This is a genomic window from Nocardioides sp. HB32 (assembly GCF_054058995.1).
Genome location: NZ_JBSSBS010000001.1, coordinates 3,452,602 through 3,474,404 on the forward strand (window position 1 = coordinate 3,452,602; position 21,803 = coordinate 3,474,404).

The 21,803-nt window shown below is 71.7% G+C and carries 23 protein-coding genes; 10 read left to right on the forward strand and 13 right to left on the reverse strand.

Features of this window, described 5'->3' with window-relative positions; translation table 11 throughout:
- Nucleotides 1–52 precede the first annotated feature (52 nt).
- Both ACVW2K_RS17405 and ACVW2K_RS17410 read right to left on the reverse strand, forming a co-directional pair.
- Nucleotides 53–1,231, reverse strand: a complete 1,179-nt coding sequence (locus ACVW2K_RS17405; protein WP_457204086.1) for a glycosyltransferase family 4 protein — start codon at nucleotides 1,229–1,231, stop codon at nucleotides 53–55.
- Nucleotides 1,231–2,415 carry a lysylphosphatidylglycerol synthase domain-containing protein gene (locus ACVW2K_RS17410; protein WP_457203383.1) on the reverse strand — a complete coding sequence of 395 codons (1,185 nt, stop codon included), beginning with the start codon at nucleotides 2,413–2,415 and terminating at the stop codon, nucleotides 1,231–1,233. Before ACVW2K_RS17410 ends, ACVW2K_RS17405 begins: the two co-directional genes overlap by 1 nt.
- Nucleotides 2,416–2,590: 175 nt before the next feature.
- Here ACVW2K_RS17410 and ACVW2K_RS17415 point away from each other — a divergent pair, with 175 nt between their 5' ends.
- Nucleotides 2,591–3,487: a PIG-L deacetylase family protein gene (locus ACVW2K_RS17415; RefSeq protein ID WP_457203384.1), complete on the forward strand. Its 897-nt coding sequence runs from the start codon at nucleotides 2,591–2,593 to the stop codon at nucleotides 3,485–3,487.
- A gap of 409 nt (nucleotides 3,488–3,896) precedes the next feature.
- Nucleotides 3,897–4,571 carry a DUF2399 domain-containing protein gene (locus ACVW2K_RS17420; protein WP_457204087.1) on the forward strand — a complete coding sequence of 225 codons (675 nt, stop codon included), beginning with the start codon at nucleotides 3,897–3,899 and terminating at the stop codon, nucleotides 4,569–4,571.
- On the opposite strand, the gene ACVW2K_RS17425 is transcribed toward ACVW2K_RS17420, so the two are convergent.
- Nucleotides 4,485–5,711: a class I SAM-dependent RNA methyltransferase gene (locus ACVW2K_RS17425; RefSeq protein WP_457203385.1), complete on the reverse strand. Its 1,227-nt coding sequence runs from the start codon at nucleotides 5,709–5,711 to the stop codon at nucleotides 4,485–4,487. The two genes, ACVW2K_RS17420 and ACVW2K_RS17425, sit on opposite strands and share 87 nt — an antisense overlap.
- Nucleotides 5,708–7,750, reverse strand: coding sequence for an APC family permease (locus ACVW2K_RS17430; RefSeq protein WP_457203386.1), 2,043 nt, complete (start codon nucleotides 7,748–7,750; stop codon nucleotides 5,708–5,710). The genes ACVW2K_RS17425 and ACVW2K_RS17430 overlap by 4 nt, the downstream gene beginning before the upstream one ends.
- An 80-nt stretch (nucleotides 7,751–7,830) precedes the next feature.
- On the opposite strand from ACVW2K_RS17430, the gene ACVW2K_RS17435 reads away from it, so the two are divergent.
- Together ACVW2K_RS17435 and ACVW2K_RS17440 are read left to right on the forward strand one after the other, a co-directional pair.
- On the forward strand, nucleotides 7,831–8,493 hold the full coding sequence (locus tag ACVW2K_RS17435) for a potassium channel family protein (RefSeq protein WP_028635820.1): 663 nt from the start codon (nucleotides 7,831–7,833) through the stop codon (nucleotides 8,491–8,493).
- Between the two features lie 19 nt (nucleotides 8,494–8,512).
- Complete coding sequence (locus ACVW2K_RS17440) at nucleotides 8,513–9,184, forward strand: potassium channel family protein (RefSeq protein WP_028635819.1); 672 nt, start codon at nucleotides 8,513–8,515, stop codon at nucleotides 9,182–9,184.
- A 3-nt stretch (nucleotides 9,185–9,187) separates the two neighbouring features.
- Here the strand turns inward: ACVW2K_RS17440 and ACVW2K_RS17445 are convergent, their stop codons facing one another.
- The 4 genes from ACVW2K_RS17445 to dut are packed head-to-tail and all read right to left on the reverse strand — an operon-like array spanning nucleotide 9,188 to nucleotide 11,379.
- A complete protein-coding gene (locus tag ACVW2K_RS17445) occupies nucleotides 9,188–9,886 on the reverse strand; it encodes a DUF3159 domain-containing protein (protein WP_028635818.1) in 699 nt (232 codons plus the stop codon).
- Nucleotides 9,883–10,254, reverse strand: coding sequence for an OB-fold nucleic acid binding domain-containing protein (locus ACVW2K_RS17450; protein ID WP_028635817.1), 372 nt, complete (start codon nucleotides 10,252–10,254; stop codon nucleotides 9,883–9,885). Before ACVW2K_RS17450 ends, ACVW2K_RS17445 begins: the two co-directional genes overlap by 4 nt.
- Nucleotides 10,255–10,264: 10 nt before the next feature.
- Entirely contained in the window at nucleotides 10,265–10,897 is a 633-nt protein-coding gene (locus ACVW2K_RS17455; protein ID WP_028635816.1) for a DUF3710 domain-containing protein, read from the reverse strand.
- On the reverse strand, nucleotides 10,894–11,379 hold the full coding sequence (gene dut, locus ACVW2K_RS17460) for a dUTP diphosphatase (protein ID WP_457203387.1): 486 nt from the start codon (nucleotides 11,377–11,379) through the stop codon (nucleotides 10,894–10,896). Before dut ends, ACVW2K_RS17455 begins: the two co-directional genes overlap by 4 nt.
- A 53-nt stretch (nucleotides 11,380–11,432) precedes the next feature.
- Between dut and ACVW2K_RS17465 the strand changes: the two genes are divergently transcribed.
- Both ACVW2K_RS17465 and ACVW2K_RS17470 read left to right on the forward strand, forming a co-directional pair.
- Entirely contained in the window at nucleotides 11,433–11,891 is a 459-nt protein-coding gene (locus ACVW2K_RS17465) for a DUF3093 domain-containing protein (RefSeq protein ID WP_028635815.1), read from the forward strand.
- Between the two features lie 22 nt (nucleotides 11,892–11,913).
- Nucleotides 11,914–12,210 carry a DUF4235 domain-containing protein gene (locus ACVW2K_RS17470; protein ID WP_028635814.1) on the forward strand — a complete coding sequence of 99 codons (297 nt, stop codon included), beginning with the start codon at nucleotides 11,914–11,916 and terminating at the stop codon, nucleotides 12,208–12,210.
- A 122-nt stretch (nucleotides 12,211–12,332) separates the two neighbouring features.
- Here ACVW2K_RS17470 and ACVW2K_RS17475 read toward each other — a convergent pair whose 3' ends face one another.
- The 3 genes from ACVW2K_RS17475 to ACVW2K_RS17485 form a co-directional block, all read right to left on the reverse strand.
- On the reverse strand, nucleotides 12,333–12,626 hold the full coding sequence (locus ACVW2K_RS17475; protein WP_028635813.1) for a DUF4193 domain-containing protein: 294 nt from the start codon (nucleotides 12,624–12,626) through the stop codon (nucleotides 12,333–12,335).
- Between the two features lie 121 nt (nucleotides 12,627–12,747).
- A complete protein-coding gene (locus ACVW2K_RS17480) occupies nucleotides 12,748–13,578 on the reverse strand; it encodes an inositol monophosphatase family protein (RefSeq protein ID WP_457203388.1) in 831 nt (276 codons plus the stop codon).
- Nucleotides 13,575–14,666 (reverse strand): ferrochelatase, encoded by a 1,092-nt coding sequence (locus ACVW2K_RS17485; RefSeq protein ID WP_197025204.1) that lies wholly within the window; start codon nucleotides 14,664–14,666, stop codon nucleotides 13,575–13,577. Before ACVW2K_RS17485 ends, ACVW2K_RS17480 begins: the two co-directional genes overlap by 4 nt.
- A 69-nt stretch (nucleotides 14,667–14,735) precedes the next feature.
- Between ACVW2K_RS17485 and ACVW2K_RS17490 the strand changes: the two genes are divergently transcribed.
- Together ACVW2K_RS17490 and ACVW2K_RS17495 are read left to right on the forward strand one after the other, a co-directional pair.
- A complete protein-coding gene (locus tag ACVW2K_RS17490; protein ID WP_457203389.1) occupies nucleotides 14,736–15,935 on the forward strand; it encodes an MFS transporter in 1,200 nt (399 codons plus the stop codon).
- Entirely contained in the window at nucleotides 15,928–17,229 is a 1,302-nt protein-coding gene (locus ACVW2K_RS17495) for a D-arabinono-1,4-lactone oxidase (RefSeq protein ID WP_457203390.1), read from the forward strand. The genes ACVW2K_RS17490 and ACVW2K_RS17495 overlap by 8 nt, the downstream gene beginning before the upstream one ends.
- Nucleotides 17,230–17,275: 46 nt before the next feature.
- Here the strand turns inward: ACVW2K_RS17495 and ACVW2K_RS17500 are convergent, their stop codons facing one another.
- Nucleotides 17,276–17,911 (reverse strand): trimeric intracellular cation channel family protein, encoded by a 636-nt coding sequence (locus tag ACVW2K_RS17500; RefSeq protein WP_028635809.1) that lies wholly within the window; start codon nucleotides 17,909–17,911, stop codon nucleotides 17,276–17,278.
- A gap of 119 nt (nucleotides 17,912–18,030) precedes the next feature.
- Between ACVW2K_RS17500 and sepH the strand changes: the two genes are divergently transcribed.
- Nucleotides 18,031–18,954 carry a septation protein SepH gene (gene sepH / locus ACVW2K_RS17505; protein WP_457203391.1) on the forward strand — a complete coding sequence of 308 codons (924 nt, stop codon included), beginning with the start codon at nucleotides 18,031–18,033 and terminating at the stop codon, nucleotides 18,952–18,954.
- Nucleotides 18,955–18,986: 32 nt separating this feature from the next.
- Nucleotides 18,987–20,981, forward strand: coding sequence for an SDR family oxidoreductase (locus ACVW2K_RS17510; RefSeq protein ID WP_457203392.1), 1,995 nt, complete (start codon nucleotides 18,987–18,989; stop codon nucleotides 20,979–20,981).
- On the opposite strand, the gene ACVW2K_RS17515 is transcribed toward ACVW2K_RS17510, so the two are convergent.
- Nucleotides 20,962–21,774 carry a sulfurtransferase gene (locus ACVW2K_RS17515; RefSeq protein ID WP_028635807.1) on the reverse strand — a complete coding sequence of 271 codons (813 nt, stop codon included), beginning with the start codon at nucleotides 21,772–21,774 and terminating at the stop codon, nucleotides 20,962–20,964. The two genes, ACVW2K_RS17510 and ACVW2K_RS17515, sit on opposite strands and share 20 nt — an antisense overlap.
- Nucleotides 21,775–21,803 lie beyond the last annotated feature (29 nt).

Consider the following 21,803-nt stretch of genomic DNA (forward strand, 5'->3'; position numbering starts at 1 on the left):
ACGCGCGCCACTGACGACGAAAGGGGCGGCGGCGGGCGCATCCGCGACGATCCTAGGCAGCGATCGTCCGGGCGACCGGTCGTCCCTGGCTCCCCGATGCAACCAAGACTGCCTTGTCGTACAGCACTCGTGTCCGGGCGCTCGCGGCTGGCCAATCGTGCATCACCGGCGTGTGGAGATTGTGCGCACGGATCGCCTCGCGGAGAACGCTGTCGGTGACCATGCGCGCAATAGCCTGGACCATGGTGCGGTCGTCGACGGCGAGGAGCCCTTCGTGACCGTCGTGGACGAACTCTCGGATCCCGGACTTGGCGGAGGCCACCACGGGAAGGCCCGAAGCGCGTGCCTCGAGGGCCGCGAGCCCGAAGGACTCGAGCTCAGCCGGAGCCACGAACACGTCTGAGCGTGCAAGCTGATCGCACACCGCGCTGTGGTCGAGCCGACCTGGCAGGTCCACCCAGTCGGACATGCCGTTGCGCTCCAAGAAGCGACGGAAGGGCGGCCGCTGTGGCCCGTCACCGATGACGACGGCACGTACTGCGGTCTGCTCCGGGAGTTCGCGTCGCACGTGCAGGAGCATGCGCGCGAGGGGCATCGCCCGCTTGGTTCTCGTGAATCGCATGACGCTCACCACGGTCGGCGCAGGATCCCGTTCGCCTGGGCCAGGCAACGCATCGGTGCTCGACGGCGACCGCCACACGGCAGGGTCGACCGCATTGGGCAGCACCGCGACCTCGATCTCCGGACCGAGCATCTCGCGCAGCGGCCGCGCCGCGGCGTCGCTCACAGCCGACCACTGAACAGGCCAGCGTCGCAGCTGCAAGAGCGTCTGAGCGACGCCCGGGAGTGGCCAGAGCCGGCTCCACATGGAGTGCACGGTGACCAGAGTGGGGAGACCTGATGCGCTCGCGCGTCTCGCTGCCAGCGTCGCGAAGGGCGAGAACACCGACACGTGGATGTGGACGACGTCAGGCGCCCACGACACCAGCACATCGTGCAGGTCCGAGTCGGCTGACAGGACCGACCTGCTCGGATCCGTTGCCGGTCGTCCAGGTTTGCGACCAACCCGGACGACCCATGACGGGTCGGAGATAGCCAGACTCGCACCGGTCAGGGTCACCACACGAGCGTCGATGCCCTCGGCGCGCTGGTGGGCGGCGAGGTTGCTGACGTGCACCTCGATACCTCCCAGTCGGGGCAGGTAGCAGTCGGTGACGTGCAGTACCCGCATCACGCCGTCATTCCAGGGCATTCGGCGTCGCCCGAGTTGCCGAGCCTGGTCGCGCCACGGGTCGCCGGTTGGGTAGGCGACTGATGTCGGGACGGAGTCCGCCGCTGCACCCACAGCCAGCCGACGAGAACGATGCCGCCGACCGGGATCTCCAGGCCGAAGCTGAGCGCGCGGTAGAGCAGAACTCCCAAGGCGACACCCACCGGCGCACCTGGGAAGGTCAGCAACGTGCTCGCCAGACCGACCTCGACGATCCCGGCACCTCCGGGGGTGAGCCCGGCGAGCGTCAGCAGCCGTTCGACGGTGAACCCGGCGAGTACCGCACCGATGCTCAGCCCCGCCCCAGCGGCGGTCAGACATCCGAGCAGCAACGCGAACAGGAGCGCGGTGTAGAGCAGCATCCCGATGCTCAGGCGCCGCCAGCTCGTCCGGACGATCTGGCTCGTGTCGGCTTGCAGAGCGACGAGCGATTCCCGGCACGTCCCGGGCGGGAGCCAACGAGCGAGTACCCGGTCCGCGACACCTCCGGCACGAGCTGCTGCTGTGGGCGAGGAGAGGGTGACCAGGCCGAGACCGGTGAGTGTGGCAAGCGCCAGCGCAGCGCCGACGACCGCGTAGCTGACCGCGAGGTTGACGGCTGAGGTCTCCACCATGAGCGCAGGGAGGGTGAGCACGGGGAGGAGGAACTTGGCGAAGACGTCCCAGGCATTCGTGATGACCGTATAGGTGCCGATCGCGGCGCCTGAGTGCCCCCACCGCTTGGCCATTCGGCAGTTCAGGGCCACTCCTGCGGCGCCGCCGAGGGGAAGGACGTTGGCGATTGCGCTTCCGGTGAGACTGAGGGTCAGGGCCCGGCGATGGGTCAACCCCGGCAGAGCGGCGGTCAGGGTGATGGTGTGGACCAGCAGACCCGCCACCCAGATCACCACCAGTGCGACCAACCAATCGGGGTGGATGTCGCGGGCCGCCGGCACGAGGTCCCCCCAGGTCGAACCTGCGAGGATGGGAAGGGCGCGCCAGATCAGGGCGCCCGCTGCTGCCACACAAGCGACGAACCGGAGCCGACCCGCGAGCCGGCGACGACGCCCCGACGCGATCGGCCCGACGCACCGGGTGCCGGCTCCTGCGGGACTCGTCTCAGGTCGCGACGGCGGCGTTCGGCCGTCGGTCACGAGCGCGGTCACGAGGAGAGCGTCGCGGTTGCTACCTGCATCCCACCTGAACGATGCCAGCTGCGGCTCGGGCCGAGTAGCTGGGGATCCTGTCAGGTGCAGTTCAGGTGGCGGGGACGAGACTTCCATCATGACCGGTTCAGCTCGCCAGCCTCCTGGCCCAACCGTACGACGGGGCCGACGACGGATGCCCGGCAACCGGTTCACGGTCGTCTCGTTCCACGCCCACCCCGACGACGAGGCACTGCTGACATCGGGCACCTTGGCGCGGGCCGCTGCCGAAGGGCACCGCGTCGTCGTCGTCGTCGCAACGGCGGGCGAAGCCGGACTCGCCCGAGCGGACTGGGCTGCTGACGGGCTCGGCAGCCGGCGGGAGGCGGAGCTGCTGCAGTCGGCTCGCGCTATCGGCGCTGCTCGGGTCGAGGTCCTCGGTTATCCCGACTCCGGCTTCGGCGTCGCCGGCCCGACGGGAGCCCGCCCGGGTTGCACGGTCCCGTTCAGCAAGATGGACGTCGAGACACTCGCCATCGACCTCGCCGCACTCCTGACCCAGGAGGCCGCCGACGTCTTGACCGTGTACGACGAGAACGGTGGCTATGGACACCCCGACCATGTGCAGGTGCACCGCGTCGGGATTCGCGCTGCCGAGCTGGCGCAGACACCGGTCGTCCTTGAGGCGACCATCGATCGGAACTCGCTCGGCCACGCCGTTCGCGCGCTTCGGCGAATCGCCAGACTCGTTCCTCTGCCGGATCTGCCGGATGTTTCGCGCGGATACTGTGCACGAGCTGACATCACGCACCGGGTCGACGTGGGTCGGGAGGTGCGCGTCAAGATCGCCGCACTCCGGGCGCACGCCAGCCAGTCGACCGATGCGGCGGGCACCGATGTCAGGACGATCGCGCTGCTTCTTCGGCTTCCTTCGCCGCTCCGCCGACGCGCGCTGCGATACGAATGGTTCACCGAACGCGGCCGTAGGCCGACAGGGGTCATGATCGACGACATCTTCGACTCCCTGAGGACAGGCAGCACGGTCACCGACGAGGACGACACTGACCCAGCCGGGCCCCGCGCGGACACGTGACGCAATCTGTTCAGGCTGCAGGTAAGCGACTGCGGCGATCCTGAGCGATGTCGGGGCTCTCACCGGTCGGGCTGGGACGGCGGGTCGACAACGTCGGGACGCCCATGGCTGGCCTCTCCCGACTGAACGGTGCTCCCGTGTCGAAGCACTCGTCAGCGTCGTACTTCTGGATCGACGACCCGGACGTGACGGACTTCGCCAACGCCCGCTGCGTGACGGTGGTGACCGGTAGCTCCAGCCAGGCCGCGCTGGCCGGGGTCAGATCGGCAGGTCGGGGTCCAGGTGTCACGTGGCGGTTCCGATTGACACGAGGTTGGCGATCGGCTCGGCGGAGAGCGTTTCGGGGCGCCATCTCGACGGCGAGGTGGATCAGATCAGGCTGAGAGGCCAACGTCGGCTCACCAGCAGAATGCGACGTCGCACATCAGCAAAGTGCTGTCGGTCCCCGCTCATTCGATACCACGGCGACTTCGACTGGCCAGGCGTCGCGATCGCTGGCCGCATGCTCGCAGCGGGCGCCGCCCATCGCGCTCCCGGACTGGGCTGCGGCGCTGCTACGCCGACGCAAGGTTGCCCAGCCACCCAACGCCCTCGACGCAGTGTTCATCACCCGCAACGGCACCTGGCACTTCCCCACCGACGTCCAGGGCCGGCTGTGGCATATCCGCCAGCTCGCCGACTATGCAGACCTCGCCGCTCTCCAGGATGTCTCACCCCACTCGTTCCGCCGAACGTGGCAACCGAGATCGACGAGGTCTACGACGCCGAGGCCGCCATGAACCAACTCGGCCACACATCCAAGGCGGTCACCGAGCGGCACTACATCAATCGACGGCTCGTCGTGCCCGACTACCGGGCCGCCACCGACCGACTTGCTCCTCAGGCCGTCCCAACAGGGCGAGTGAGGCGTCACAAACCGAGCCCGAGAACTCAAAGTGAGCCCACAGTGAGCCTCAAGGCCCGTTCTCGGGACTCACGCCCGAGAGCCCAGATCACATCAGCGCAGGTCAGAGCCGACCTTCGTCAGCGATGCGACGCACTCGACATGGTGCGTCATCGGGAACAGGTCCAGCGCCCGCAGTGAGCGCAGCTCGTAGCCGAACTTCTGGAAGGTCGCGACGTCACGAGCCAGGGCGGCCGGGTCGCAGGCGACGTAGGCGACCGCCCGGGGCCGCCGCTCCACGATCTGCTCGACGACCAGCGCCCGGGCGCCCTCGCGCGGCGGGTCGAGGACGACGAGGTCGGCGCTGCCGAACGCCGGTGGCAGCGGCGACGCGAGCACCCGGTCCACGGCACCGCACTCGACGACCACCCCGGGTAGGCCGGCCAGGTTGGCCTGCGCGTGCCGCGAGGCGCCGCGGTCGGCCTCGACCGCCAGCACCTGACCGGTGGGACCGACCGCGTCGGCGAGGAACCGGGCGAACAGGCCGACGCCGGAGTACAGGTCGAGCGCGACCTCGCCGCGCCGCGGCTCGAGCATGCCCAGCACCGTCTCGACGAGCACACGGGGAGCGCCGGGGTGGACCTGCCAGAAGCCGTCGGCCTCGACCGCGAACACGTGCTCGCCGTACGGCGGCGCGGCGACCCGCTCCCCCACGACGGTCGAGAGCGCGGCGGCGTGCCGGTCGAGCGTCGTGCCCGCGCGGCTGATCGAGCGCGCGTCCGTGCGGGTGATCAGGCAGTCGTCGACGGGCACGACCTCGTTGGACCGGTACTTCTTCAGGCCGCGCCGGCCCCGCGGCCCGACGGCCCACTGGATCCGGGTCCGCCAGCGCAGCCCCTGCTCGTCGCCGGGCACGGCCTCGACCTCGGTGTGCACCTCGGTCGCGGCCAGCCGACCGAGTTGCTCGCGCACCACCGACGCCTTGAGCTGGCGCTGCCGGGGTAGCGCGACGTGCTGGAAGTCGCAGCCGCCGCACCTGCCCGGGCCGGCGTACGGGCAGGGCGGCTCGACCCGGTCGGCGGAGGCCTCGAGCACCTCGACGGCGTCGCCCCGCCAGAACCGGTCGCCCTCGGTGCCCTCGGTGATCTCGACGACCACGCGCTCGCCGGGGATCGCGTGCCGCACGAACACGACGCGAGGCCGGTCGGAGGGGCCGTCGGCCGTCCCGTCGAGCCGGACGATGCAGTGGCCGCCGTGGGCGACCGCGCCGACCACTGCCTCGAACCGCTCGCCGACCCGGGACCCGCCCCGGGCCTGGCGCTGCCGCGGCCGGCGGTTCATCGCTGGATCTGACGGTCCGTGCCGCCGCTCTCGCGGACGTCGCCGGTCCGGTAGGCCGTCGGCCGGGTCCAGACGCCGAGCCGCTCCTCGCGCTCGCGGGCGATCTCGGACGACCGGAGCTGGTAGGGCACCGACGTCACCATCACGCCGGGGGCGAACAGCAGCCGGCCCTTGAGGCGCAGCGCCGTCTGGTTGTGCAGCAGCTGCTCCCACCAGCGGCCGACGACGTACTCCGGGATGTAGACCGCCACCACACCGCGCGGGTTGGCCGCCTTGATCTCCATCGCGTAGTCGACGATCGGCCGGACCAGCTCCCGGTACGGCGAGTGCAGCACCTTCAGCGGTACGCCGAGGTTGCGCTCGTCCCACTCCTCCATCAGCCGCTGGGTGGACTCCGGATCCGTCGAGACGTAGACGCCCTCGAGGACGTTCGGCCGGGTCGCCTTCGCGAACGCGAGCGCGCGAAGCGTCGGCTTGTGCAGCTTGCCGACCAGCACGATCGCGTGCACCCGGGTCGGGAGGATCTTGTCGTCCTCGTCGGCGGCGAGCTCGGCGTTCACGTTGTCGTAGTGCCGCCGGATGCTGCGCATGATGACGTAGAAGACGATCATCGCCAGGATCGTGATCCAGGCGCCGGCGAAGAACTTGGTGATCAGCACGACCACCAGCACGACCGCGGTGAAGCTCAGGCCGACGGTGTTGATCACCCGCGACTGCATCATTCGCCGGCGTGCGGCGGGGTCCGACTCGGTCTTCAGGTGCCGCGTCCAGTGCCGGATCATCCCCAGCTGGCTGAGGTTGAAGGACACGAAGACGCCGACGATGTAGAGCTGGATCAGCCGGGTGGGCTCCGCGTCGAAGATCTGGATCAGGACGATCGCCATCACCGCGAGGAACAGGATGCCGTTGCTGTAGGCGAGCCGGTCACCGCGGGAGCCGAGGGCGCGCGGCGCGTAGCCGTCCTTCGCCAGGATCGACCCGAGCACGGGGAAGCCGTTGAACGCCGTGTTGGCCGCGAGCACCAGGATGATCCCGGTGACCGTGATGACCAAGTAGAACGCGGCCCGGAAGTCGTGGAAGATCGCGTCCGCCATCTGCGCGATGAGCGGGTGCTGGTCGGCCGTCACGGGCTGCCCGTTGAGGCTCAGGCGGCTCAGGTCGCCCGGGTCGACGATCTGCACGCCCATCTGCTTGGCCAGCACGATGATGCTGAGCATCATGGTGATCGCGATCAGGCCGAGCAGCAGCAGGGTGGTCGCGGCGTTCCTGCTCTTCGGCCGCCGGAACGCCGGCACGCCGTTGGAGATCGCCTCGACACCGGTCAGCGCCGCGCAGCCCGACGAGAACGCGCGCGCCAGCAGGAAGATCAGGGCCGCGGTGGTCATCGAGTCGCCGTAGCCGCTCGCCGGCTCGAGGTCGTACTGGGCGCTCGCGGCCATCGGCAGGTCACCGAAGACGAGCTCGAAGAACCCGTAGGCGCACATGCCCAGGACCGCGACCATGAAGGCGTACGTCGGGATCGCGAAGAACGTCCCGGACTCGCGGATGCCGCGCAGGTTGAGCGCCGCGAGCACGATCACCAGCAGGGTCGCGAACCACGCCTCGTGGCCGTTGAGCGGATGGATCGCGCCGGCGGCGTACTGCGCGCCCGACGAGATCGACACGGCCACGGTCAGCACGTAGTCGACGAGGAGCGCGCTGGCGACCGTCGTACCGGCCCTGGACCCCAGGTTCACGGTGGCGACCTCGTAGTCGCCGCCCCCGCTCGGGTAGGCGTGCACGGTCTGGCGGTACGACGCCACGACCGCCGCCATCACGCAGGCGACCGCGATGCCGATCTTCCAGGACCAGATGAACGCCGACGCGCCGGCCAGGGACAGCATGATGAAGATCTCGTCCGGGGCGTAGGCGACCGAGGAGAGCGCGTCGCTCGCGAAGACGGGGAGCGCGATCCGCTTGGGCAGCAGCGTCTCCCCGAGCTGGGAGCTGCGGAGCTTGCGACCCAGCAGGATCCGCTTCGACACATCACCGACGCTCACGACCGGAAAGGCTAGACCCCGTGGGTGAGCCCCGGGGCATCCACGCCGGGATCGGCGCCCGCCTGTTGTAGCGTTCGACCGTGCACGTCGTGATCATGGGCTGCGGGCGCGTCGGCTCGACGCTGGCGCGCAGCCTCGAGGACCGCAACCACACGGTGTCGGTCATCGACAGCGAGCCGGACGCGTTCCGGCGGCTCGGGCCCGGCTTCAACGGGGACAAGGTCACCGGCTACGGCTTCGACCAGGAGGTCCTGGAGAAGGCCGGCATCCGGCGCGCCGACGCGTTCGCCGCGGTCTCCAGCGGTGACAACTCGAACATCATCGCGGCGCGGGTCGCCCGGGAGACCTTCGGGATCCAGCAGGTCGTCGCGCGCATCTACGACCCCGGCCGCGCCGAGGTCTACCAGCGCCTCGGCATCACCACGGTCGCGACGGTCAAGTGGACCGCCGACCAGGTGCTGCGCCGGCTGCTGCCGGCCGGCGCCGAGCCGGACTACCGGGACCCGTCGGGCACCGTCCGGCTCGACCAGGTGCCGGTCACCGAGGCGTGGATCGGCCATCGGACCGTCGACTTCCAGATGCAGTCCAAGAGCCGGATCGCCTGGATCGACCGCCTCGGCGAGGGCATGCTGCCCACCCGGGAGAGCGTGATCCAGGAGGGCGACCTGCTGCACCTGGTGATGCGCGAGGAGAACGCCGCGCACGCCTACCGGACGATCGACGCCGGCCCCGACGAGAGCTGACGAGAGCTAGGAGACCGACATGCGCGTCGCCATCGCCGGGGCAGGGGCCGTCGGCCGCTCGATCGCCCGGGAGCTGATCCAGAACGGCCACGACGTCCTGCTCATCGACAAGAACCCCTCCTCGATCAAGCCGGAGCGGGTGCCGGACGCCGAGTGGCTGCTCGCCGACTCCTGCGAGCTCTCCTCGCTGGAGGAGGCCCGCCTGGACCGCTGCGACGTGGTGATCGCGGCCACCGGTGACGACAAGGCCAACCTGGTCACCTCGCTGCTCGCCAAGACCGAGTTCGGCGTGCCGCGCACGGTCGGCCGCGTCAACCACCCCAACAACGAGTGGCTGTTCACCGAGGCCTGGGGCGTCGACGTGAACGTCTCGACGCCGCGGATCATGTCAGCCCTGGTCGAGGAGGCCGTCACCGTCGGTGACCTGGTGCGGCTGTTCACGTTCCGCCAGGGCAACGCCAACCTGGTCGAGATGACGCTGCCCGCGGACTCGCCGTACGTCGGGAAGCCGGCGGGCCTGATCCCGTTCCCGGAGAACTGCGCGCTCGTCACGATCCTGCGCGACGGCCAGGTCTACGTGCCCGACGCCGAGCAGCCGATCGAGGCCGGCGACGAGCTGCTGTTCGTGGTGCCGAGCGACATCGAGGAGAACCTCGAGCGGCTGCTCGCCCCCTCCGCCCACGGCGGTTGACGCTCAGGCGGCGGTGACCGGGGTCCTGTTGCGGCTGAGGATCCACGCCATCGCGCCCAGCGCGGCGAGCTGGAGCGGCCAGCCCATCGCGATCTTGAGGACACCGAGCAGCGCGACCGCGCGGTCCGGGTCCATGGCGGCCGAGTGGCCGGCGACCCAGATCGGCGTCTGCACGACCACGCGGAGCAGGCAGGGTACGGCGAGCAGCCAGGTGAGCCGGGTGCACAGCCGCACGACCTGGCGGTCGCCGTGCCAGGCGGTCGGGTCGCCGGTGACGCTGCCGACCATGAACCCGATCAGCGGCCAGCCGACCAGGCAGGTGAGCGAGAGCACCACGGTGTAGCCGGCGTTGTAGATGATGCCCGGCAGGAAGTACGCGAGCGCCTGGTCGTCGGCGCTGCCGCCCTGGCGCGCGGAGATCGTGACGAACACCCAGCCGATGCCGATGCCGAACAGCGCGTTGAGGCAGAACTGCACCGTCGAGCGCTGCACCAGCCGCACCACCAGCAGCGTCACGGCGATGGCGATGCTGGCGACCAGCGCGTAGCGCAGCTCCTTGGTGGTGAGCCAGACGACCGTGAAGACGAGGGTCGGGACGGCAGCCTCGACCATGCCGCGCCGGCCACCGAGCGCTCGCGAGATCTGGGCCCGCACGACGGCCTCGACGGTGTCGAGCGTGGCTGGGGCGTGCGGCTCGCTCACGGCATCAGCTCGTAGCGCGGGTTGTACATGATCCGCTGGGAGTCGTGCCGGCCGATCCGGCCCTGGATCTCGATCGAGCGCCCGGGGTTGACCCCGGAGATCCGCCGGCGGCCCAGCCAGATGACGGTGATGGTGCCGGTGCCGTCGTACAGCTCCGCCTCCAGGGCGGGTACGCCGCCACGCGGGCGCAGCGTCACCGTCCGCAGGGTCCCGCGCAGGCGCACCCGCTCGCGGTCCGGCGCGTCGCCGATGCGGTCGTGACCGTGGCCGTGGTCCGCGCCGTACTCCTTGCGCATGTCCCGGGCGTGCTGGTCGTCGGTGCTGGCCCACCGGCTGATCGTGCGCCGCAGCCGGCTCTTCTCCGACATGCCGGGCCGCCTAGGAGCCGTCGCGCGGCAGCGAGAGCGGCAGCTCGGCGCCGGGCGGCATCGGGGCGGTGCCGCGGCGCACGACGACCCGCGCGAGGGCCTCCTCCCAGAGCTCGGCGTCGTCGACCTCGACCGCCGGACGGCCGAGCAGCGTCGCACGCAGCATCCAGCGGGGACCGTTGATGCCGATCACTCGGGACGGCTGGGTGCCGGTGCCGCCGTCGGGCGTGGTGACGGTGACGCGGCAGAGCAGCTCGGTGCCGAACCGGCCCTCGCGCTCGTCGGCGGTGCCGCCACGCTGGGCGAAGTCGGCCGCGATCTTGGGCCGCACCTCGCTCCAGAGGTCGCCGTTGCGGGGTGCGGCGAACGCCCGGAGCTCCATCGCGCCGTCCTGGGCCACCAGCAGCACCCCCTGCACGGCCTCGGTGGCCTCGTCGACCTGGATCCGGACCTCGCTGCCCTCGGTCGGGGCGATGAGCACGCATCCGAGGTCCATCCGGAGCACGTCGTCGTCGGGGGCGTCGTCGGCGTCGTACGGCCCGGTCGCGCGGAGTGTCGAGAGGTCGACCCCCTCGGCAGGATCCTGCTCCACCTCGGGCCCCGGATCCTGCTCGGCCTCGGTGGACTTGCGGCGGAACTTCACGACTGCTTCTCCTCGATCGGGACGGGCGGGGCGCCGAAGCCCCCGGTAGAACCGTAGCCCCCGGCGCCCCGGACGGAGTCGGGCAGTTCGCCGACCTCGATGAACCGGGCCCGCTCGACGCGCTGGATCACCAGCTGCGCGATCCGGTCCCCCCGGCGCAGGTGGATCGGCTCCAGCGGATCGTGGTTGATCAGCATCACCTTGATCTCGCCGCGGTAGCCCGCGTCCACGGTGCCGGGACTGTTCACGATGGACAGCCCGTGCCGGGCGGCCAGGCCGGAACGCGGGTGCACGAGCGCGACGTACCCCTCGGGCAGGGCCAGGGCGATGCCGGTCGGCACCAGGCCCCGCTCCCCCGGCGCCAGGCTGACGTCGATGGTCGTGAGGAGGTCGGCGCCGGCGTCGCCGGGATGGGCGTACGCCGGCAGCGGCAGGTCGGGGTCGAGGCGGCTCACCAGCACCTCGAGATGCGCGTCGGACACGTCGCGCGACCCTACCCGCAGGCGCCCCGGTGACCAATGGAAGGATTCCGGCCGTGACCGTCTCCCCCGCGTACGCCGAGCGCCTCGGCGTCCCGCTGCGCTGGTGGGTCCAGGGCACGATGCTGGTCGCCACGCTGTGGCTGGCGGTCGTCGTGGCCCTCCCGGCCGTGGCGGCCTGGGTCGTGACGCTGGTGGCGCTGGCGACGATGGCCTTCCTCTTCAGCATGATCGGCGCGGCCCGCGTGGTGGTCGCCGATGGCCGGTTCCGCGCCGGCCGGGCGCACATCGGTGCCGAGCACCTGGGCGCCGTCACGGCGCTGGACGCCGAGGAGACACGCCGCACGGCCGGCGTCGAGGCCGACGCGCGGGCGTACCTGCTGCTGCGGCCCTACCTTCACCGCGCGGTGAAGGTGGAGATCACCGACCCCGCGGACCCGGCGCCGTACTGGCTGGTGAGCACGCGGCACCCCGAGGACCTGGCCCGGGCGCTGACGGCCTTGAGTCGGCACTGACCGGTCTGGGTACTGTCGCCCCATGGCAAAGGACTCCTCGAAGGTCTGGACCGTCTTCTCCCTGGTCTCCGCCCTGGGCGCGGCCGCCGTGGCGAAGAAGGGCCTCGACAAGGTGTGGCAGCTCGCCACCGGCAAGCAGCCGCCGGAGAACCCGGCCGACCCGGACGTCGAGATCTGGGAGGCGGTCAGCTGGGCCGTCGCCAGCGGCATCGCCGTCGGGCTGGCCCGGATGATGGCGCAGCGGAAGGCGGCGTCGTACTACGCACGCTCGACCGGCCACCTGCCGCCCGACCTCCGCAAGGACGGCCAGGAGGCCTGAGCCAGGCGATCCGGACACGCAGAAGGCCGCAGCCCTGCCGGGCTGCGGCCTTCGTCGTCGGCTCAGGCTGCGTCAGCCTGCGTCGTCATGCGCCGTGATGCATCGTCATGCGTCGTCGTGCGTCACGCTGCACAGTCGCGGCAGATCATCTTCTTCGCGTCCGCCAGCTGGCTCCGGTGGTGCACCAGGAAGCAGCTCATGCAGGTGAACTCGTCCTCCTGCTTGGGCTTCACCTCGACGGCGAGCTCCTCGTGCGACAGGTCGGCGCCGGGCAGCTCGAAGGACTCGGCCGCCTCGGTCTCGTCCTCGTCGACCTTGCCGGAGTTCTTGTCGTGACGACGCGCCTTCAGCTCCTCGATGCTCTCCTCGGACTGCTCGTCCTCGTTCTTGCGCGGTGCGTCGTAGTCAGTCGCCATCCGTCACTTCACTCCCGTTCCCTGCTTCTGCGCCGTCGTCGGCGCCAGATTGTGCACCATGCGGCCTGTCTTTCGCACACCAGATCCGCATGGCGGAGCGTGAACATCCGGTGACGGGGCGCTATTCCCCCGATTCAGGGGAGAACCCGGCCGTCTGCAGGGCGTCCAGCAGGTCGTCGAAGCCGTGTGGCGGAGCGCACACGACCATCAGCGTGCCGCCCGACCCGGGACGGGTCTCGAACCTGGCCCCGGCGAGCCGGGCGATGAGTCCGCCGGCCGCGTAGTCCCACAGGTTGACGCCCTCCTCGAAGTACCCGTCCACGGTGCCTTCGGCCACGTGGCAGAGGTCGAGGGCGCACGAGCCGAGCCGGCGTACGTCGCGGACCCGCGTGATCAGGTTCGCGAGGGCGGTGGCCTGCAGCTGCCGGATGCCGGCGTCGTAGTTGAAGCCGGTCACCAGCAACCGCAGGTGCAGGTCGGCCGGCGTGCGCACCTCGATGGGCTCGCCGTCCCGGGTGACGACGGCGGGGCCGTGCTCGTCGGCGAGCTGCCCGACGTACTCAGTGCCGCGCGCGACGTTGACGACCACGCCGGCCACCACCTCGCTGCCCTCGTCGGTCCAGCGCTCCGCGGCGATCGAGACGGCGTACTCCGGCAGCCCGTAGAGGAAGTTCACCGTGCCGTCGATCGGGTCCACCACCCACCGCACCCCCGAGCGGGACGGCACGTCGTCGCCCTCCTCGCCGAGCACGCCGTCGTCCGGACGCCGGGCCAGCAGCCGGTCGCGGATCAGCTCCTCGCTGGCCCGGTCTGCCTCGGTGACGATGTCGACGTCGCTCGACTTGGTCGCCGCCACGGTCACCTCGCCGCGGCGCCGGTCGCGGACCAGCGCGGCCGCCTCCCGCGCGACGTCGAGCGCGAGGGCGGCGAGCTCGGCGTTGCCGGCGCTCATGCGCCCGCCAGGGCGGGCCGGTCGGCCCGCGGGTTCGGGCAGCAACCGGGCGCGCAGCGGTCCCAGCAGGCCGGGTAGGTGCCGACGCTCGCGCGGGCGACGTCCTCGCCCCGCTCGACCGCGGCGCGCTCGAGCAGCAGGTCGCGGACCGTGGCCACGAACCGCGGGTCCACGCCCGCGGTCGCGGCGCGGGTGGCGGGCAGGCCGAGCTTCTCGGCGGTCGCCCGGGCCTCGGTGTCGAGGTCGTAGACGACCTCCATGTGGTCGGAGACGAAGCCGACCGGCACCATCACGACGCCCGCCGCGCCGTCGGCCTGCAGGCGCTCGAGGTGGTCGTTGATGTCCGGCTCCAGCCACGGGACGTGGGGGGCACCGGAGCGGGAGCAGTAGACGAGCGCGTGCCGGTGCCTCCGGCCGGTCTCCTGGCGGACCCGCTCGACGACCTCGTCGGCGATGCTGAGGTGCTGCTCGACGTACGCGTCGCCGTCGGGGCCGCTGCTCGCGGCCATCGTGTCCGGGATCGAGTGCGTGACGAACGCGAGGTGCGCACCCTCGCGGGCCTCGTCGGGCAGGTCGGCCAGCGCGGCGAGCGTCGCGTCGACCACCGGCTCCACGAAGCCCGGGTGGTTGAAGTAGTGGCGGAGCTTGTCCAGGACCGGCGCCGTCGCCCCGTCCGGCAGCGCGTCGACGGCGTCGAAGAGGTTCTCCCGGTACTGCCGGCACGAGGAGTACGACGAGTAGGCGCTGGTCACGAAGCACGCCGCCCGGGTGACCCCGTCGCTGGCCATCTGGCGGAGCGTGTCGGTGAGGTACGGGTCCCAGTTGCGGTTGCCCCAGTAGACCGGGAGATCGACCCCGGCGCCGGCCAGGTCCTCGCGCAGGGCAGCCAGGAACGCGCGGTTCTGGTCGTTGATCGGGGACCGGCCGCCGAAGAGGAAGTAGTGCTGCCCGACCTCCTCGAGCCGCTCCCGCGGGATCCCCCGCCCGCGCGTGACGTTCTCGAGGAACGGCAGCACGTCCTCGGGCTTCTCCGGGCCGCCGAACGACACCAGCAGGACGGCGTCGTACGGCGAGGGGTCGGGGGTCATGTCGTTCATCGTAGGGAGCCGTTGATAACGATTCGTCGGTGGTCGCGGGGGCGCCCTACGCTCAGCGCGATGCTCACGTCGTACCGCCGGATCCTGGCCCGGCCCGGCACGCTCCGGTTCTCGATGGCCGGTCTGGTGGCGCGGCTGCCGATCTCGATGGTCGGCCTGGGCATCGTGCTGCTGGTCTCGTCCGCGACCGGGCGGTACGGCGTCGCCGGTGCCGTGTCGGCGGCGTACATGTTCGCGAACGCGGGCCTGGCCATCGTGCAGGGCCGGCTGCTGGACCGCTTCGGCCAGGGCCGGGTGCTGTCGGCCGCGAGCCTCGGGTTCGGCGTCGCGGTCACGCTGCTGGTGGTGTCCGTGCAGGCGGACTGGCCGATCGCGACGAGCTACGTGCTCGCGGCGCTGGCCGGCGGGTGCCTGCCGCAGGTCGGGTCGTCGGTGCGGGCGCGCTGGTCGCACGTGCTGGACCAGCCGACCGAGGTGCAGACGGCGTACGCGCTGGAGGCGGTCCTCGACGAGGCGGTGTTCATCCTCGGCCCCATCATCGTGACGGTCCTCGCGACCGCGTGGCACCCGGTGGCCGGGATCCTGGTCGCGGTGGTCGCGTGCGTGAGCGGCACGCTGTTCTTCTGCTCCCAGCGCGCGACCGAGCCGCCGGCGCAGCCCCGGACCGGTGCGTCGGGGCCGCGGCCCGGGATGCCGTGGGGCACGGTGGTCCCGCTGGCGGTCGTGTGCGCGGCGCTCGGCGTGCTGTTCGGCGCGGCCGAGGTGACGACGGTCGCGTTCGCCGACGAGCGCGGGCACAAGGCGGTGTCCGGGGCGCTGCTCGCCTTGTGGGCGTTCGGCAGCCTGACCGCCGGCGTGATCACCGGTGCGGTGCACTGGCGGCGCGGCCCGTCGTTCCGGGTGCGCTGGGGCGCGCTGGCGATGGCCTGCGCGATGGCGCCCCTCTCCTTGGTCGGGTCGCTGCCGCTGATGGGCGCCACGCTGTTCGTCGCGGGCTTCGCGATCGCCCCGACGATGATCGCGACGATGTCGCTGACCGAGGAGGTCGTGCCGTCCGGCCGGCTGACGGAGGGCATGGCGATCATGCAGACCGGGCTGGTCGCCGGGGTCGCTCCCGGTGCGACGCTGAGCGGCCTCGTGGTCGACCACCAGGGCGCCTCGGCGGCGTACCTCGTCTCGCTCGCCGCCGGAGCGGTCGCCGCACTGGCCGCCCTGGCCATCCCGCGCCGGAAGGCGCCAGTACCCTCCATCCGTGACTGAGTCGTGGCGGAACTGGTCGGGCCTGGAGACGGCGCGGCCGAGCCGGGTCGAGGAGCCCGTCGACACGGCGGCCATCGTGGCGGCCATGGAGCGCGCCCGGTCCGAGGGCTCCACGGTGAAGATGGTCGGCACCGGCCACAGCTTCACCGCGATCTCGGCGCCCGAGGACACGATGCTGCGGCCCACGAACCTGGGCGGCATCGTCTCGGTCGACCGGGAGGCGCTGACCGTCACCGCGCTGGCCGGCACCCAGCTCAAGGTGCTCAACGCCCGTCTCGAGGGGATGGGCCTCAGCCTCCACAACATGGGGGACATCGCCGAGCAGACGCTCGCCGGTGCGATCTCGACCGGCACCCACGGCACCGGGGGCGTCGCGGCGTCGCTGTCCGCGCAGGTCTGCGGGCTCGAGCTGGTCACCGGCACCGGTGAGGTGGTCCGGGCGACCGAGACCGAGAACCCGGAGCTGCTCGAGCTCGCCCGGGTCGGGCTCGGCGCGCTCGGCGTCCTGACGACGCTGACGTTCCGCGTCGAGCCGTTGTTCGCGCTCGAGGCCAACGAGACCCCGATGTCGTGGGACGAGGCGCTCGGCGGCTTCGACGAGCGGGTCGCGGCGCACCACCACGTCGACACGTACTGGTTCCCCCACACCGACCGGCTGATGGTGAAGACCAACGACCGGCTCGACGACCTCGAGGTCGAGCCGCTCTCCAGGCTGCGCGAGTGGTGGGACGACGAGTTCCTGTCGAACTCACTGTTCGGCGCGCTCAACCACCTCACGAACGCCCTCCCCTCGATCATCCCGTCGTTCAACCAGCTCTCCAGCCGGCTGCTGTCGGCACGCAGCTACAGCGACGTCGCGCACAAGGTGTTCACCTCGCCGAGGACCGTGGTGTTCCGGGAGATGGAGTACGCCGTGCCGCGCGAGGCCGGCCTCGCCGCGCTCCGCGAGGCGCGTGCCGCGCTGGACGCCTCGGACCTGCGGATCACCTTCCCGGTCGAGATCCGGGTGACCCCCGCCGACGACATCGCGATGTCCACCTCGTTCGGCCGGGACTCCTTCTACCTGGCCTTCCACACGCACCGCGACGCCGACCACCGGGACTACTTCCGGCTGATCGAGCCGATCATGCGCGCCCACGACGGCCGCCCGCACTGGGGCAAGGTGCACGACCGCACCGCCGCCGACCTCGCCCCGGCGTACCCACGGTTCGCAGACTTCCTCGCGCTGCGCGACCGGCTCGACCCGGACCGGGTGTTCGCCAACCCCTACCTGCGCCGCGTCCTCGGCGACTGAGCGCCGAGTCGGCGCAGTCTCAGCTGAGACTGCGCCGACTCGGCGGTCAGACCGAGGCGGGACCGGTGGGCACGGGCGCCTGCCAGTGCCGCCAGAGCGCGAGCAGCCGCCAGCCCACGCAGAGCCCGCCGCCGGCGAACGCGATGACGAACGTCGGCAGGTCGGTGTGCGCGCCCGCCACGACGACGACCGCGCCGGCGAGCGCAGGCGTGGCGTAGAGCTCGCCGCGGAAGACGGCCGGGACCCGGCCGGCCAGCAGGTCGCGGAGCATGCCGCCGCCGATGCCGGTGACCATGCCCATCAGCGCGGCGGGCACGACGCCCAGCCCGTAGTCGAGCGCCTTGAGCGCGCCGGTGACGCAGAACAGCCCGAGCCCGAACGCGTCGAGCACGTTGACCGAGCGCTCCACCCGGCCGAGGACCGGGTGGTAGAAGAACGCCAGCAGGCCCGCGGCGACGGGCACCACGAGGTAGCGCCAGTCGGCGAGCGCGGCCGGCGGCGTCGCGTCGATGAGCACGTCACGGAGGAAGCCACCGCCGAGGCCCGTCGTACCCGCCAGGACGAGGACGCCGAACACGTCGAGGCCCTTCCGGACCGCGACCAGGGCGCCGGAGATCGCGAACACGAAGATGCCCACCAGGTCGAAGACGACCAGGATCGCGCTGGGCTCGGAGGTCGACACGACAGGAGGGTACGTGTCCCGAGCCACGCGGCGACGCTCCCGGCTCCGGCGCCCCCGCTGGCGTAGGCTCGGCGCACCGAAGACGTACCTCGCACGATGGGACAGGAGCACGACCCACCATGGCGCACCTGACGCTCGCTGGAGTGAGCGACGACGGGAAGCGCCTGCGCCTGGTCGACGAGGACGGGACCGAGCACACCGTCGACCTCGACGAGCGTCTCCGGTCCGCCACCCGCGGCGAGTCCCGCCGATTGGAGAACAAGATGGACAGTGCCCTCCGGCCCCGTGACATCCAGGCGCGCATCCGCGCGGGCGAGAGTCCCGAGGCGGTGGCACAGGCAGCCCAGACGTCCGTGGACAAGATCATGGCGTTCGCCGCGCCCGTGATGGCCGAGCGCCAGCACGTCGCCGAGCGCGCCCAGCGGTCCTCGGTACGCCGCGGCGAGGGGTCGGCCCCGCACGGCGCCCGCACCCTCGGCGACGCCGTGGCGAGCCACCTCCGGGCGCTGAACGTCGTCCCCGAGACCGTCGAGTGGGACGCCTGGCGCCGCGAGGACGGCCGCTGGTCGCTGGTCGGCCGCTACGCCACCGCCGAGCGCAGCGGCACCGCGGAGCTCACCTTCGACGCCCCCGGCAACTACGTGACCCTCGACAACGAGGACGCGCGCTGGCTGGTCGGCGAGGCCGTGGCCGCCGCGCCCGAGGCGCGCGACGACCTCCGCCAGGCCCGCCAGCGCCGGCTGAGCACGGTCGGCGACGACGAGCTCCCCCTCGGGGACGACGCGATCGACCTGGTCTCCGAGCAGCCGGTCGAGGCGTTCCTCGACGCCGAGCCGCCGGCCGAGCCGGAGCTCGAGCGGCAGCAGTCGGACCTGCGCGAGGAGGCCGAGGAGGCCGCCGCCGAGGACGATCTCCACGACCCGGAGCGCGAACCGGACCACCAGGACGAGCCGCCCGCCCGCCGCGCGGTCAAGAAGACCCGCGGTCGAGCCTCGGTGCCGAGCTGGGACGAGATCATGTTCGGCGGTGGCGGGACGGAGTGACCCGGGGGTCTACCTGCGGGTAGCGTCCCCCCATGTCGTACTTCGTCACCGGCGCGACCGGCTTCATCGGCCGGCACCTGGTCCGTGAGCTGATCGACCACCGCGACGGTCAGATCTTCGTGCTGGTGCGCGAGTCGTCGCTGCCGCGGATGCAGGCGCTGGCGGCGCGCTGGGGCACCGACCGGGTCGTCCCCGTCGTCGGCGACCTGGCCACCGACGCCCTCGGCGTGGACCCCGCCTGGGTCGCAGAGCACCGCGGCGGCATCGACCACTTCTTCCACGTCGCGGCGATCTACGACATGACCGCCGACGAGGAGACCAACGAGGCCCTGAACGTCGGCGGCACCCGCAACGCGCTCGCCCTGGCCGAGGCCCTGCAGGTCGGGTGCTTCCACCAGGTCTCGTCCGTGGCCGCCGCCGGCGAGCACCGGGGCCGGTTCGACGAGACGATGTTCGACGAGGGGCAGCGCCTGCCCTCGGCGTACCACCGCACGAAGTTCGAGTCCGAGAGGATCGTGCGCACCGAGGCGACCGTCCCGTGGCGGGTGTACCGCCCCGCGATCGTGGTCGGGGCCTCCGAGACCGGCGAGATGGACAAGGTCGACGGTCCCTACTACTTCTTCGAGATCATCAAGGCGATGCGCGACCGGCTGCCCGCGTGGCTGCCGCTGGTCGGCGTCGACCTCGGCGACACCAACGTGGTGCCGGTCGACTACGTCAGCGCGGCGATGGACCACATCGCGCACCTGCCGGACCGCGACGGCGAGGCGTTCCACCTCGTCAACCCGGAGCCGCAGCCGGTGCACGACATGCTGAACGCGTTCTGCGCGGCGGCCGGCGCGCCGCGCTTCATGACCCCGGTCGACCGCCGCCGGATGCGGTTCGTGCCGCGGGCCCTCACGCCGGCCGGTGCGCTCAACCTGCTCGCCAGTCAGCCGCTGGTGCAGTCGGTCCTCGACGTCGCCACCAGTCGGGTCGGCATCCCGGCCGAGGTGCTGGCGCACACGTCCTTCCAGTCGACGTTCGACTCCCGGCGCACCGAGCAGGCGCTCGCCGGGTCGGGCATCGGCGTACCCGACCTCGACTCCTACGCCCGCAGCCTCTGGACGTTCTGGGAGGAGCACCACGACGACTCCACCGCCCGGGATCCCCGGGTGCGGGAGAAGCTCACCGGCAAGTACGTCGTCGTCACCGGCGCCTCCTCCGGGATCGGCAAGGTCACCGCCCTGAAGGTGGCCCAGGCAGGCGGCACCCCCGTGCTCGTCGCGCGCGGCAAGGAGAAGCTCGACGAGCTGCGCGACCTGATCGAGCAGCGCGGCGGGAAGGCCGTCGTCCAGCCGTGCGACCTCTCCGACCTCGAGGCCATCGACGCGCTCTGCGAGACGCTGACCGCCGAGCTGCCGTCGGTCGACTTCGTCGTCAACAACGCCGGCCGCTCGATCCGCCGGTCGCTGCGGCTCTCGCAGGACCGCTTCCACGACTTCGAGCGCACCATGCAGCTCAACTACTTCGGCGCGATCCGGCTGGTGATGGGCCTGGTCCCGGCGATGCGCGCGCAGAAGCGCGGGCACATCGTGAACATCTCCTCGATCGGCGTGCAGACCAACCCGCCCCGGTTCTCGGCGTACGTCGCCTCCAAGTCGGCGCTCGACTCGTGGAGCAACGTGGTCGCCTCCGAACTGGTCGGCGACGGCATCACGTTCACCAACATCCACATGCCGTTGGTGCGGACGCCGATGATCGCGCCGACCAAGCTCTACGACAAGTTCCCGACGATCTCACCGGCGCAGGCCGCGGACCTGGTGATCGACGCGATGGTCGACCGCCCGCACGAGATCAACACCCTGCTCGGCAACGCGGGTGCGGTGGCCCACACGCTGACCCCGAAGCTCGCGTTCCGGGTGCTGAACATGGCCTACCACGTGTTCCCGGACTCGGCCGCGGCCAAGGGCGAGCTCCCGGCCGGCGGCACCCGCGAGTCCGAGCAGATCATGCTCGCGAAGGTGTTCAAGGGCGTCCACTGGTAGGCCGGTCGGGGTCGGCGATCCAGCCCGACCAGCTGCCGGGGTAGAGCGCCGCCGGGATCCCGGCCAGTTCCAGCGCGATGATGTCGTGCACCGCGGTGACGCCCGAGCCGCAGTAGACGGCCACGGCCTCGTCGCCCGTCACGCCGGCGGCGGCGTACAGCGCGCGGATCTCGTCGACCGAGCGGAACCGCCCGTCGGCCCGCAGGTTCGTGGTGGTGGGCACGTTGACCGCTCCCGGGATGTGCCCGGCCACCGCGTCGATCGGCTCGACCTCGCCGCGGTACCGCTCCGGCGCCCGCGCGTCCACCAGCACCGGTACGCCGAGCACCTCGTCCGCCTCGACCACCGGCAGCCGGCCGGGCCGGGCGACGAAGTCTCCCCGACCGGGCAGCGTCGTCCCGGTGTGCACCGCTCCGCCGGCCTCCACCCACGCGGGCCAGCCGCCGTCGAGGACGCGCACGTCGTCGTGGCCGTGGTAGCGCAGCAGCCACCACGCGCGGCCGGCGGCGAGCCCGGACCAGTCGTCGTACACGACCACGGGCCGGTCGGCACGCACGCCGGCCCTCCGCATCGCGATCTCGAAGACCGCGGTCTCCGGGAGCGGGTGCCGGCCGCCCGCGCCCGGGGGTCCGGCGAGCTCGGTGTCCAGGTCGACGTAGACAGCGCTCGGGACGTGCCCCTTCTCGTGCTCGGCGCGGCCGCCGGGGCCACCCGTCCGGTAGTGGACGTCCAGGACGGTCACCGATCCGAGCCGCTCGTGCAGCTCCGCGGCGGAGATGAGGGGTGTCGGCATGCGCCCATCCTGCCGGACCGTGAAAGGAT

Bases quoted from the DNA above. Each gene is read 5' to 3' on its own strand.
- ACVW2K_RS17425 (WP_457203385.1), bottom strand. From the start codon at position 5,711: ATGAACCGCCGGCCGCGGCAGCGCCAGGCCCGGGGCGGGTCCCGGGTC.
- ACVW2K_RS17485 (WP_197025204.1), bottom strand. From the start codon at position 14,666: ATGACCCCCGACCCCTCGCCGTACGACGCCGTCCTGCTGGTGTCGTTC.
- ACVW2K_RS17420 (WP_457204087.1), top strand. From the start codon at position 3,897: ATGCGACGTCGCACATCAGCAAAGTGCTGTCGGTCCCCGCTCATTCGA.
- ACVW2K_RS17450 (WP_028635817.1), bottom strand. From the start codon at position 10,254: ATGTCGGAGAAGAGCCGGCTGCGGCGCACGATCAGCCGGTGGGCCAGC.
- ACVW2K_RS17480 (WP_457203388.1), bottom strand. From the start codon at position 13,578: ATGAGCGCCGGCAACGCCGAGCTCGCCGCCCTCGCGCTCGACGTCGCG.
- sepH (WP_457203391.1), top strand. From the start codon at position 18,031: ATGGCGCACCTGACGCTCGCTGGAGTGAGCGACGACGGGAAGCGCCTG.
- ACVW2K_RS17470 (WP_028635814.1), top strand. From the start codon at position 11,914: ATGGCAAAGGACTCCTCGAAGGTCTGGACCGTCTTCTCCCTGGTCTCC.
- ACVW2K_RS17440 (WP_028635819.1), top strand. From the start codon at position 8,513: ATGCGCGTCGCCATCGCCGGGGCAGGGGCCGTCGGCCGCTCGATCGCC.
- ACVW2K_RS17490 (WP_457203389.1), top strand. From the start codon at position 14,736: ATGCTCACGTCGTACCGCCGGATCCTGGCCCGGCCCGGCACGCTCCGG.
- ACVW2K_RS17510 (WP_457203392.1), top strand. From the start codon at position 18,987: ATGTCGTACTTCGTCACCGGCGCGACCGGCTTCATCGGCCGGCACCTG.
- ACVW2K_RS17515 (WP_028635807.1), bottom strand. From the start codon at position 21,774: ATGCCGACACCCCTCATCTCCGCCGCGGAGCTGCACGAGCGGCTCGGA.
- ACVW2K_RS17475 (WP_028635813.1), bottom strand. From the start codon at position 12,626: ATGGCGACTGACTACGACGCACCGCGCAAGAACGAGGACGAGCAGTCC.
- ACVW2K_RS17415 (WP_457203384.1), top strand. From the start codon at position 2,591: ATGCCCGGCAACCGGTTCACGGTCGTCTCGTTCCACGCCCACCCCGAC.
- ACVW2K_RS17405 (WP_457204086.1), bottom strand. From the start codon at position 1,231: ATGCGGGTACTGCACGTCACCGACTGCTACCTGCCCCGACTGGGAGGT.